Raw genomic sequence first — 12089 nt, 5'->3', positions numbered from 1 at the left:
GTCTTGCCATATTTACCCAGCAGCTTGAGCGTCACCCCATTCGTCCAGCCGAAGCCGTCCTGCAATTCATATTCGCCACCTCCCCCGCCGTCGCCCCGCCCGGACAGGTCGTATTTCTCCACCAACTTGTTTTCCTTGCGGTAGAGGTTCTCGACCTGCTGCAAGAAGCGACTGCCTACCTGTTGCGCCAACGCGGTGTGCCCGTAGCGGTCCAGCCCTTCCACCGCGACCCATTGCAACGGTGCCCAGCCATTGGGTTCGTCCCACTGCTGGCCAGTGTTGACCTGGGTGGTGGCGATACCTGCGGCACGTAACAGACCATCACGGACCGCATCGGCGGTGCGATGGGCATGTTCGGCGCTGGCCAGGCCGGTGTACAGCGGGAAAAGCGTCGCGGCCGTGAGCTGCTGGCGTTGTTGCTGGCGTTGCCAGTCGTAGTCCACGTAGAAACCTTTGTCGGCATTCCACAAGTGCTGCTCGATGGCCCGCTGGCGCAGTTCGGCGCGCCGGCCGTAAGCCTGGACGCACGGGGCGTTCTGCACCGTCTCGCAGGCTTTGGCGATGGTCTGTTCCAGATGATAGATCAAGCTATTGAGGTCCACGGGCACAATGGCCGTGGTGCGAATACTCGCCAGGTTCTGGCCGTCGTCCAACCAGCGCGAGCTGAAGTCCCAGCCACTTTCGGCGCCGGCGCGCAGGTCACGCCAGACCTCTTCCTTGGGCCGGTCCGGCGCCTGTTCGGCGGTGCGGACATCTTGCAACCAGGATTCCTGTCGAGGCGTCGGTCTGGCATCCCAATAGCGGTTGAGCACACTGCCATCGGCGAGTTTGACCACGTGCCGATCCGCAGCACCGGGCTTGAGTGCCTGGGCGCCCGCCATCCAATAGGCATACTCCTTCTGCAACTGTGGCAGGTATCGCCCATAGGCCTGGTCACCTTCGATGCGCGCCTGCAACGCCACCATGTAGGCGAAGAATGGCGGCTGCGACCGGCTCAGGTAGTAGGTGCGATTGCCGTTGGGAATGTGGCCGTAGGTGTCGATCATGTAGGCAAAGTTATCGGTCATCTGGCGGACCTGGGCCTTATCGCCGCTTTGCTCGAGACCCAGCATGGTGAAATACGAATCCCAGTAATACATCTCGCGAAAGCGTCCGCCAGGTACCACATAGGGCTGCGGCAAGGGCAACAAACTGCTGTAGGCCGGCACCTGGCTGTAGGATCGGCTCAGGATCGGCCAGAGGCTGTCGATGTGTTCCCGGATCGGAGCGCCGGGCTTGGGCGCCGGGCTTTCGGCTTGGCCAGATTCGATGAAGTTGTCTTTCACGAAGGCCTTGATATCGAAGCCGTCGTGGTCACGTCGGGCCAGGTAATCGGCGCGGATTTGCGCCGGATCACGGTTGGGCAGTGCGTCCACGAAATGCTTCTGGTCGGTGAACACCTGCCCACGCTGCACCGCTTCAAAGAGCTCGGGGTAGGCCTGGTCGGGGGGAAGATTGGCCCGTCCCTGGGCGTCGACGTAGCTCCATGTGGCAGGCGGTTGGCTTGAACAGGCCACGCACAGCAGCGTGGCAAAGGAAAGGCTGGTGAGCTCAATAGGTCGCATCAAGGGGTCCATCCTGTTTTTCGTTCCTGACGAACGAGTGACCTGCCGGGATGGACCTGGGTTCAGTCGATGATGCAGTGCCGGGCGACGTCCAGATCACACTGGTCAGTCCAATCTATATTTTTATCAATTGGTCTTGCCAATATTTTTTCCAGCCTGTAGTTTCGGCCCCAAGGTCATGGGTGCAGGTCACCGCTCGCCTACAACAAAAAAGAGAGCCCCGGTCCCGGCAGCCGCGCGCTCACAACCCTCCTCCCGCCTGCAGGCAACCAATGCCTGCACGCCAGCCAAGGAGCATCGCCATGCTGACAGTCATCTGTAACGAACCCGGCTCGCTCACCGCCATCGAACGTGAACACACCCTCAGGAAACCGGGGGAGATCCTGATCCGGGTCAAGCGTGTCGGGGTCTGCGGCACCGACCTGCACATCTTCACCGGCAATCAACCGTACCTCGAATATCCGCGGGTCATGGGCCATGAGTTCTCCGGGGTCGTGGAAGGCACCGACGAGGCCAGCGACCTGGCTGTCGGCGATGTCGTCTATGTGATGCCGTACCTGTCCTGCGGGACTTGCATCGCCTGCCGCCAGGGCAAGACCAACTGCTGCACCGCTATCCAGGTGCTGGGGGTTCACTGCGACGGTGCTTTCACTCAATACCTGAGCGTTCCCCATGCGTTCGTGCACAAGGCGGTGGGGGTTTCCCTGGACCAGGCCGCGATGATCGAATTCCTCTCCATCGGCGCTCACGCCGTGCGGCGCTCGAACATCCAGGCGCAGAAGCACGCCCTGGTGGTCGGCACCGGCCCGATCGGCATGGCGGCGGCGATCTTCGCCAGCCTGCGCGGTGCGAAAGTCACCGTCCTGGATACCCGCGAGGATCGCCTGTCGTTCTGCAAGCAACACCTGAATATCCACGCCGCCGTGCAGATCGGCGAAGGCGACAAGCAAGCCCTGGCCGAGCTGACCGAGGGGGATTTTTTCGACGTGGTCTTCGACGCCACCGGCAATGCCCGGGCCATGGAGCGCGGGTTCGAGTTCATCGCCCATGGCGGCACCTATGTGATGATCTCGGTGGTTCGGGACTCCATCACCTTCTCCGACCCTGAGTTCCATAAGCGAGAAGCCACGCTGATGGGCAGCCGCAACGCCACCCAGGAAGACTTCCGGCACGTCGAGCAATGCTTGCGCGACGGCTTGATTCCGGATGCGGCCCTGAACACCCACCGACTGACGCTGGGCGACGTACCCCACTCGTTCGCCACCTTGCTCGACCCCACGCAAGGTGTCGTCAAGGCAATCATCGAGTGCTAGGAATCGGAGGACGCCCCATGAACCCGCCTTCTTCTTTGCTTGTGTTGACACCCGGCGATGATGTCGCGGTGGCCCGAGGCGATATCGCCGAAGGTGAGCCGGTGAGTGCCGACGGCATCCGCCTGGTCACCCGGCAGGCGATTCCGTCCGGCCACAAGATCGCCCTGCGCCCGGTGTTGGCCGGCCAGCGGGTGCTCAAGTACGGCCAAACCATCGGCCAGGCCACCCAGGCCATCGAGCCCGGCGATCACGTCCACGTACACAACCTGGACATGCCCGCCAACACGGCCGAACACAACGTACGGAACGTCTATGTCCCCACGTCGTTGAGCGAGAACCCCGCGACCTTCGAAGGTTACGTCCGCGAGGATGGACGCGTCGGCACACGCAATTACATCGGGGTCATTTCCAGCGTCAACTGCTCGGCAACCGTCTGCAAGCAGATCGCCAACGTCTTTTCCGCCGAGCGCTTGAAAGACTTCCCCAACGTCGATGGCGTCGTTGCAATCACCCATGGCAGCGGCTGTGGCATGGGTGCCCAGGGCGAAGGGATCGACATTCTCAAGCGAACCCTGAGGGGCTATGCCGATCACGCCAATTTCGCTGGTGTGCTGTTGATTGGGCTGGGTTGCGAGGTCAATCAACTCACCCCGTTGATGAATGAACTGGCGGATCGCTCCGCGGCGCTCAAGGCCAGCCTGGTCATCCAGGACGAAGGCGGCACTCGCGAAGCCGTGCGACGAGGCATCGCCCACATCGAAGCGATGCTGCCCCTCGTCGACCAATGCCAGCGCACAACCGTTACCGCCAGCCACTTGTGCGTCGGTTTGCAATGCGGCGGCTCGGATGGCTACTCCGGTATCACGGCCAATCCGGCACTCGGCTCGGCCGTGGACCTGCTGGTGCAACAGGGCGGCACGGCGATCCTTTCGGAAACCCCGGAAATCTATGGGGCCGAACACTTGCTGACGGCCCGCGCCGCGTCTGCCGACATCGCGGCAAAATTGATGGCGCGCATCCATTGGTGGGAAGCCTACGTCCGCCACAACGACGGTGACATGAACAACAACCCTTCGCCGGGCAACAAGGCCGGGGGCATCACCACCATCCTGGAAAAATCCCTCGGTGCCGTGGCGAAAGCCGGTGCGACCGGGCTGATGGGCGTATACCAATATGCGGAAACGGTCGATGCCCGGGGCCTGGTGTTCATGGACACCCCCGGTTACGACCCGGTGTCGGCGACCGGCCAGGTGGCGGGTGGCGCCAACCTGATCTGCTTCACCACGGGCCGTGGCTCGACCTACGGGTGCAAGCCCACGCCCTCGTTGAAAATCGCCACCAACACCCGGCTGTTCCAACGCATGGAGCTGGACATGGACTTCAACGCGGGCGGCATTGTCGATGGCGTGGAATCGGTGGCCCAGGCCGGTGAGCGGTTGTTCCGACTGATGCTGGCGACCGCGTCCGGGCACCGCACCTGCAGCGAGGAAAACGGCTTGGGCGATAACGAGTTCCTGCCTTGGCAGATCGGTGCGGTGATGTGAATGGCGAAGTCATTGCCCCCCTCTCCCTGTGAGAGCGAGCTTGCTCGCCAAAGCGGTGGGTCAGTTTGCCTCAATGCTGAATGTACCGCCGCCTTCGCGAGCAAGCTCGCTCCCACCATCAAGCGCCTATGGTAGCCTTTGCGGACTCTCCGATGGACGTCCACCCATGGTCTCACCGATCAACACCGCCGAACGCAAGCCCTACCAGAAAATCGCCGATCAACTGCGCAACTACATCGCCCAGGGGGATTTCAAGGCAGGTTCCAGGCTTCCCCCCGAGCGCGACTTGACCCAACTGTTGGGGGTTTCCAGGCCGTCGCTTCGCGAGGCGCTGATCGCCTTGGAAATAGACGGCGACATCGAGATCAAGATGGGCTCCGGCGTGTATGTGCGAGCCCGGTCCAAGGACGGAAAAAACCCGAGCATGACCTTGGGCGAAAGCCCTTCGGAACTGATGCAAGCGCGTGCGTTGATCGAAGGCGAGTCGGTGATCCTGGCGTGCCTGCATGGCAAGAAAAGCGACTACCGCTATCTGCAGGACTGCATCGATGCCATGCGCGCGAGCATCGCCAACGGCCTGCCTCCACTGGAGGATGACCGTAAGTTCCATCAGCGCCTGGCCAAGATGAGCGGCAACTCCGCCCTGGTGCGGATCATCACCGCCCTTTTCGATGAACGACACAACCCGATTTCGGCTCACCTGAGCAAACACTCGGAGAATGCCCTGACATGGGAAGCCGCGGTCGCCGAACATGAAGCGATCCTGCGCGCCGTAGCCCACAAGGATGTACTGGGTGCCCAAACCTCGATGCGCCAACACCTGAGCCGTTCGGAGAACCGCTGGCTGCGAGCGCTGGAACCGGAAGACACCGGCGACTAGGCCTGCGGTTTTGAAATTTTGGTTGCCTGATCAAGTGCCATCGCGAGCAAGCTCGCTCCCACAGTTTGATCGGTGGTGCGCCTCGATTTCGCGGCCGATCCAAGCCTCCTGTGGGAGCGAGCTTGCTCGCGATGGCGGCAGCACAGCCACCATCGCTGTCACAAGCAAACGCCCCCCGCTTGCCAAACCTGATGGCCTGGATTGGCATTTTTAACCTACATCAGCACATCGGCCCTGGCTGGGCCGAGCCTGCTCAAACAATGGAGCGATCTACATGGAAGTCTGCAATCGGCTGCAACCCTCGGAGTGCGTCAGCATGGAGGACATTCGTGGTGAAATCGATGCCCTCGATCAGGCGGTCATCAAATTGCTGGGCAAGCGTTTTCAATACGTACTCGCGGCCTCGAAGTTCAAGACCTCGGCCACGTCGGTGCGTGCGCCGGAGCGTTTCAAGGCGATGCTGGCGACACGACGGGAATGGGCCGAGGCCGAGGGCCTGAGCCCGGATGCCATCGAAAAAATGTACAGCGACCTGGTGAACCACTTCATCGCCGAAGAAATGAAGCACTGGGCGGCCGATCAAGCCCGGAGCTGATTTTTCCTGCTTCGCTGGCAAGGGCGTCCATCCCCTTGCCAGCGTCCTGTCCTCCGGCGAGATCGGGAGCAATCGCCGACAAAATTCGTACGCCTTTGGCCACTGACGCTACCCGCAAACCACCCAGAATCCAGTGGGTGATCGTCCACGCCAAAAGTAAATCAAAGCCTTGGTTGTGTTGCGCTTCGCTCTGCTTGGCCAGCGTCAAGCATTCGAAATTTGACACTACAACGCTATCACCTATCGTTCCTCTCGAGACCGCACCCAGGGACCGGGTGGCCCGGACGCCTTTGCAGGCGCGGTCGTCAATGTCATTCCCCTCAAGGAGCAACAAAATGTCTGGAACGACCCAAACCATTGATGTGCTGGTCAACGTTGACGCCGATTACCTGCTCGCCCACCCCAACGACGTAGGCGGCGCGATTGCCATGCTGGTGACCCGCAGTGCCATCGACAGCCATGCCAACGTCACCAGCGGCGAAGGCGAAGGCGGTAACGAATTGTGGTTCGACGTAAAACCCGGTGACATCATTCGCTGGCGCGCCACCACGCTGTCGCGCAACTTCGACCGCATCGCATTGATCAAGGACGTCGAGATCGGCGACCCCCACCAGGGCGGTGATTACAAGGGCACCATTTCGAAGCCGACACCGTTCAACATCCCCGGCATCCCCGTGCCTTATCTGGACAACGGCGCCCCCGGCGGTATCGCCAAAACCGATGTGACCTATACCTTCTGGCAGTCCACTGCGCTGAGCCCGGGCAAGCTCTGGTACCAAATCTATTTCGTTCTGCTGGACCGTAACCTGAACCAGATTGGCCCGACCAACACGTGGGACCCCTACATCACCGTCAATAACCAATAACTGAAAGGTACACAGCCCCGACCGACGCCCTCGTCAACGACGAAAGGCACCGGCCGGGGCTGTGTCCAGGCGCTACAGAACGTCCCTTCCTAGGCCGCTTTTTCAAACTCCATCAATGCCGCCAACACCAACGGGTGCAGGACGGCGTCGGGATGCTTCGTTTGCCAGGCCATCAAGTCGCGACACATGGTTGGCGTCCAGAAGCTCTTGATGTGCTGGTACACACCACGCACCGCCACCGCACGGTCCGGCTCACTGGCGAAATACTGACCGATCTGGTTGGCCATCTTGATCAAGCTGTCAGAGCTCATCGACGCACCTCGGCTTTTTCGGCATGGCGACGTTCCCTCAGCAGGCGGCCTTGTTCATCACTGAAGGCCTGGTAACGCTTCTGCCATTCCGAAGGCTGGCTGACCCGTACGATCTCCACCGCTGTCACCTTGTATTCCGGACAGTTGGTGGCCCAGTCCGAGTTGTCGGTGGTGATCACATTGGCGCCCGACTCCGGGAAGTGGAACGTGGTGTAGACCACGCCCGGCGCTACCCGCTCGGTCACCCTCGCGCGCAGTACCGTCTGCCCGGCACGGCTGCCGATACCGACCCAGTCTTCGTCGACGATCCCGCGGTTCTCGGCATCGGTCGGATGGATTTCCAGACGGTCCTCCTCGTGCCAGGCGACGTTTTCGGTGCGCCGGGTCTGGGCGCCGACGTTGTACTGGCTGAGGATGCGGCCGGTGGTCAGCAGCAGCGGGTAGCGGTTGTTGACCTTCTCTTCGGTGGGCACGTAGCCGGTGAGCATGAAACGGCCCTTGCCGCGCACGAACTGCTCGATGTGCATGGTCGGCGTGCCGTCCGGCGCGGCATCGTTGCAAGGCCATTGCAGGCTGCCGTGGCGCTCCAGTTCGGCGTAGCTGACGCGGGTGAAGGTCGGCGTCAGGCGGGCGATTTCATCCATGATTTCCGAAGGGTGGTTGTAGTGCATCTTGTAGCCCAGGGCATCGGCCAGAGCGATGGTGGCTTCCCAATCGGCCTTGCCGGCCAATGGGTCCATCACCTTGCGAACGCGGGAGATACGGCGTTCGGCGTTGGTAAAGGTGCCGTCCTTCTCCAGGAACGAGCTGCCCGGCAGGAACACGTGGGCGAACTTGGCCGTCTCGTTGAGGAAGATGTCCTGGACGATCACGCATTCCAGCGCGGACAGCGCGGCCGTCACATGCTGGGTATTGGGGTCGCTCTGGGCGATGTCCTCACCTTGGCAATAAAGCGCCTTGAAGGTGCCGTCCAGGGCCGCTTCGAACATGTTCGGGATACGCAGGCCCGGGTCGGGTTGCAGGGTGACGTTCCAGGCTTGCTCGAACTCGGCGCGGACCGCTTCGTTGGAGATGTGCCGATAGCCTGGCAACTCGTGGGGGAACGAGCCCATGTCGCAGGAACCCTGGACATTGTTCTGTCCACGCAGCGGGTTCACCCCGACACCTTCGCGACCGATATTGCCGGTCGCCATGGCCAGGTTGGCGATGCCCATGACCGAGGTGCTGCCTTGGCTGTGCTCGGTGACGCCGAGACCGTAGTAGATGGCCGCGTTACCGCCAGTGGCGTAGAGCCGTGCCGCGGCGCGGATCTGCTCGGCAGGTACGCCGCAAACCGGGCCCAGAACCTCAGGCGAGTTTTCCGGCAGGCTGACGAAGTCGCGCCAGCGGGCGAAGTCCGTCGCCTCGCAGCGGGCTTCGACAAAGGGCTGGTCAATCAAGCCCTCGGTGGCAATGACATGGGCCAGCGCATTGAGCATCGCCACGTTGGTGCCGGGACGCAGTTGCAAATGCAGCTCGGCGCGGGCGTGGGGCGAATCCACCAGATCGATGCGCCGTGGGTCGATGACAATCAGTCGCGCGCCCTGGCGCAGGCGGCGCTTGAGCTGGGAGCCGAACACCGGGTGCGCATCGGTGGGGTTGGCGCCCATCACCAGGATCACGTCGGCCTTCATCACCGAGTCGAAATTCTGGGTCCCGGCGGATTCGCCCAGGGTCTGCTTGAGGCCGTAACCGGTAGGCGAATGGCAGACACGGGCACAGGTGTCGACGTTGTTGTTGCCGAACGCGGTGCGCACCAGTTTCTGCACCAGGTAGGTTTCTTCGTTGGTGCAGCGGCTGGACGTGATGCCGCCGATGGAGTCGCGCCCGTACTTGAGCTGGATCCGGCGCAGTTCGCTGGCGGCGTAGGTGACCGCCTCGTCCCAGCTGACTTCCTGCCACGGGTCGTTGATGTGCTTGCGGATCATCGGCTTGGTGATGCGATCCGGGTGCGTGGCGTAGCCCCAGGCGAAACGGCCCTTGACGCAGGAATGGCCATGGTTGGCCTGGCCGTTCTTGTCCGGGACCATGCGCACCAGTTGTTCGCCTTTCATCTCGGCGCGGAACGAGCAACCCACGCCGCAGTAGGCGCATGTGGTGATGACGCTGCGCTCCGGCTGGCCGATTTCCACAACACTCTTGTCGATCAGGGTCGCCGTCGGGCACGCCTGTACGCAGGCGCCGCAGGACACGCATTCGGAATCGAGGAAGTTGTCCCCCCCGGCCGCTTCCACCCGGGAATCGAAGCCGCGACCGCTGATGGTCAGGGCGAAGGTGCCCTGGATTTCCTCACAGGCACGCACGCAACGGCTGCAGACGATGCACTTGCTCGGGTCGTAGTCGAAATACGGGTTGGAAACGTCCTTGGCCTCGTCCAGGTGGTTGGCACCTTCGTAGCCATAGCGCACTTCGCGCAGGCCCACCTGCCCCGCCACGGTCTGCAATTCGCAGTTGCCATTGGCCGAGCAGGTCAGGCAGTCCAGCGGGTGGTCGGAAATGTACAGCTCCATCACATTGCGTCGCAGCGTCGCGAGCTTGGAGGTTTGCGTGCGCACCACCATGCCCTCGGTCACCGGCGTGGTGCAGGACGCGGGATAGCCGCGCATGCCGTCGATTTCCACCAGGCACATGCGGCAGGAGCCGAAGGCTTCAAGGCTGTCGGTGGCGCAGAGCTTGGGAATGGTGGTGCCGAGCAAGGCCGCGGCACGCATGACCGAGGTGCCGGAGGCGACGCTGATTTCGCGCCCGTCGATGGTCAGGCTGACCTGCACGGCGCTTTCACGCGCCGGGGTGCCCAGGTCGATGTCGGTGCTGGGATCGAAGATGGTAATCATTGGTCGGCCTCCGTGGTCGCCAGACCGAAGTCGGCGGGGAAATGCTTGAGGGCGCTGGCGACAGGGTAGGACGTCATCCCACCGAGGGCACAGAGCGAACCGTATTGCAGGGTGTCGCACAGGTCCTGCAGCAACAGGGCCTGTTCCTGACGGGCACCGGCTTCAGTGCTGGCGATCAAGCGATCCACCACTTCCACCCCACGGGTGGAGCCGATCCGGCATGGCGTGCACTTGCCGCAGGACTCCTCGGCGCAGAACTGCAAGGCGAACCGGGCCATCTGGGCCATGTCCAGGCTGTCGTCGGCGACCACCACACCACCGTGGCCGAGCATCGCGCCCATGGCAGCGAACGCTTCGTAGTCCAGCGGCGTATCGAACTGCGAAGGCGGCACCCAGGCACCCAACGGCCCGCCCACTTGCGCGGCCTTCAGCGGGCGACCGCTGGCGGTACCGCCGCCGTAACCTTCCACCAATTCTCGCAGGCTCAGGCCGAAGGCGCGTTCCACCAGGCCACCGTGACGGACATTGCCGGCCAGTTGGAACGGCATCGTGCCCAGGGAGCGGCCCATGCCGAAGTCACGATAGAACTGTGCGCCCTTCTCCAGGATGATCGGCACCGAGGTCAAGGTCAGCACGTTATGCACCAGTGTCGGCAACCCGAACAGGCCTTGCAGTGCCGGCAGCGGCGGCTTGGCGCGCACCGTGCCGCGCTTGCCCTCGAGGGATTCCAGCAGCGCCGTTTCCTCGCCGCAGATATAAGCGCCGGCACCGACCCGCACTTCCAGCTCGAACACGCGGCCACTGCCGTCGACGTTCGCGCCCAGGTAACCGGCCTCACGGGCGATGTGCAGCGCGTCGTTCAGGGTACTGACGGCGTCCGGGTACTCCGAGCGCACGTAGATATAGCCCATCGTCGCGCCTACGGCGATGCCGGCGATGATCATGCCTTCGATCAGCAGGAAGGGGTCGCCTTCCATCAACATACGGTCGGCGAACGTGCCGGAATCGCCTTCGTCGGCGTTGCAGACCACGTACTTCTGCGGCCCCTGGGCATCACGCACCGTGCGCCACTTGATGCCCGCCGGAAACGCCGCGCCCCCCCGGCCACGCAGGCCGGAGTCCAGCACGCTGGCGACGACATCCGCGCCGTCCATCTGGATGGACCGGGCCAGGCCCAGGAAGCCGCCCCGGGCACGGTAGTCGTCCAACGACAGCGGTTGCGTGATGCCGGCGCGCGCGAACAGCAGGCGCTGCTGACTCTTGAGATAGGGAATTTCCTCCACCGGCCCCAGGGCCAGCGGATGGCTACCAGGATCGCCTGCCAAGGCATCCAGCAGGCCCGGCACATCGGCCGGCGTGACAGGGCCGAAGCCCAGCCGGACGCCGGCGCTGTCCAGCTCCACCAATGGTTCCAGCCAATAGAGGCCACGGGAACTGGTGCGCAACACCGTCAGCGGCAGCTGGCGACGTTCAGCCTCACGGACCAACGCATCGGCCACCTTGTCCGCGCCCACGGCACGGGCTACCGAATCACGGGGGATACAGAGCGTCAGCATGCGCCCTCCTCCATGCAATCATTCACCATCTGACGCAGACGCTCGGGCGTGATCCGGGCATGCAGTTCCCCGTCCAGTTCCAGGGCCGGCGAGCAGACGCAGGCACCCAGGCAATACACCGGGCGCAGGCTGATACTGCCGTCGGCGCTGGTGCCGTGATCGTCCAGCGCCAATTGCTCGCGCAACTGCGCAGCCAGGGCTTCGGCGCCCATGCTCTTGCAGGACTCGGCCCGGCACAGGCGAAGCGTATGGCGCGCCGGCGGCGTGGTGCGGAAATCGTGGTAGAAACTGATGACCCCGCGCACTTCAGCCAGGCTGAGGTTCAGGGCGTGGGCGATCTCCGGGACGGCGCTGTCGGGGACATACCCGCAGCCTGCCTGGATGGCATGGAGAATAGGCAGCAAGGCACCGGGGGTGTCCTTTTCGCGCGCAAGCACGCTATGGATCAAAGGCAGGTGAAGCGTCTCATCGGGCATAAACGTACCTCGGCATCTCGAACGACACCGCCGCATGGCGGCAGCCGTCCGGAGTCTTGGCTGCGGCGTCC

10 protein-coding genes are annotated in these 12089 nt (G+C 63.0%); 5 read left to right on the top strand and 5 right to left on the bottom strand.

Annotation, left to right across the window (positions count from 1 at the left end):
• Positions 1 to 1604, bottom strand: a 1604-nt coding sequence (treA, locus tag J4E53_RS00660) for an alpha,alpha-trehalase TreA (protein WP_207268095.1), incomplete at its 3' end; no start/stop codon positions are given.
• A 302-nt stretch (positions 1605 to 1906) separates the two neighbouring features.
• On the opposite strand from treA, the gene J4E53_RS00655 reads away from it, so the two are divergent.
• The 5 genes from J4E53_RS00655 to J4E53_RS00635 all read left to right on the top strand — a co-directional run bounded on the left by J4E53_RS00655 (position 1907) and on the right by J4E53_RS00635 (position 6802).
• On the top strand, positions 1907 to 2917 hold the full coding sequence (locus tag J4E53_RS00655; RefSeq protein ID WP_103308535.1) for a zinc-binding alcohol dehydrogenase family protein: 1011 nt from the start codon (positions 1907 to 1909) through the stop codon (positions 2915 to 2917).
• 17 nt (positions 2918 to 2934) lie between these two features.
• Positions 2935 to 4461: a UxaA family hydrolase gene (locus J4E53_RS00650; RefSeq protein WP_103308534.1), complete on the top strand. Its 1527-nt coding sequence runs from the start codon at positions 2935 to 2937 to the stop codon at positions 4459 to 4461.
• 166 nt (positions 4462 to 4627) lie between these two features.
• Positions 4628 to 5341 (top strand): FadR/GntR family transcriptional regulator, encoded by a 714-nt coding sequence (locus tag J4E53_RS00645; RefSeq protein ID WP_103308533.1) that lies wholly within the window; start codon positions 4628 to 4630, stop codon positions 5339 to 5341.
• Between the two features lie 274 nt (positions 5342 to 5615).
• Positions 5616 to 5936 (top strand): isochorismate lyase, encoded by a 321-nt coding sequence (locus J4E53_RS00640; protein WP_060741920.1) that lies wholly within the window; start codon positions 5616 to 5618, stop codon positions 5934 to 5936.
• Positions 5937 to 6271: 335 nt separating this feature from the next.
• Positions 6272 to 6802 carry an AidA/PixA family protein gene (locus J4E53_RS00635; protein ID WP_060741919.1) on the top strand — a complete coding sequence of 177 codons (531 nt, stop codon included), beginning with the start codon at positions 6272 to 6274 and terminating at the stop codon, positions 6800 to 6802.
• An 89-nt stretch (positions 6803 to 6891) separates the two neighbouring features.
• On the opposite strand, the gene J4E53_RS00630 is transcribed toward J4E53_RS00635, so the two are convergent.
• Genes J4E53_RS00630 through J4E53_RS00615 form a run of 4 tightly spaced genes read right to left on the bottom strand, consistent with a single transcriptional unit; the run spans position 6892 to position 12018 of the window.
• The gene (locus J4E53_RS00630; protein WP_060741918.1) at positions 6892 to 7113 is read right to left on the bottom strand and encodes a formate dehydrogenase subunit delta; all 222 of its coding nucleotides are present in this window, start codon (positions 7111 to 7113) and stop codon (positions 6892 to 6894) included.
• Positions 7110 to 9986 (bottom strand): formate dehydrogenase subunit alpha, encoded by a 2877-nt coding sequence (gene fdhF / locus J4E53_RS00625; protein ID WP_060741917.1) that lies wholly within the window; start codon positions 9984 to 9986, stop codon positions 7110 to 7112. Before fdhF ends, J4E53_RS00630 begins: the two co-directional genes overlap by 4 nt.
• Positions 9983 to 11542: an NADH-quinone oxidoreductase subunit NuoF gene (locus J4E53_RS00620; RefSeq protein WP_060741916.1), complete on the bottom strand. Its 1560-nt coding sequence runs from the start codon at positions 11540 to 11542 to the stop codon at positions 9983 to 9985. The genes fdhF and J4E53_RS00620 overlap by 4 nt, the downstream gene beginning before the upstream one ends.
• Complete coding sequence (locus J4E53_RS00615; protein ID WP_103308532.1) at positions 11536 to 12018, bottom strand: formate dehydrogenase subunit gamma; 483 nt, start codon at positions 12016 to 12018, stop codon at positions 11536 to 11538. The genes J4E53_RS00620 and J4E53_RS00615 overlap by 7 nt, the downstream gene beginning before the upstream one ends.
• Positions 12019 to 12089 lie beyond the last annotated feature (71 nt).

This window comes from Pseudomonas sp. FW305-28 (genome assembly GCF_017351395.1).
In the GTDB taxonomy this organism is placed as follows: domain Bacteria; phylum Pseudomonadota; class Gammaproteobacteria; order Pseudomonadales; family Pseudomonadaceae; genus Aquipseudomonas; species Aquipseudomonas fluorescens_AA.
This window is presented reverse-complemented; position numbering and strand designations above follow the sequence as displayed.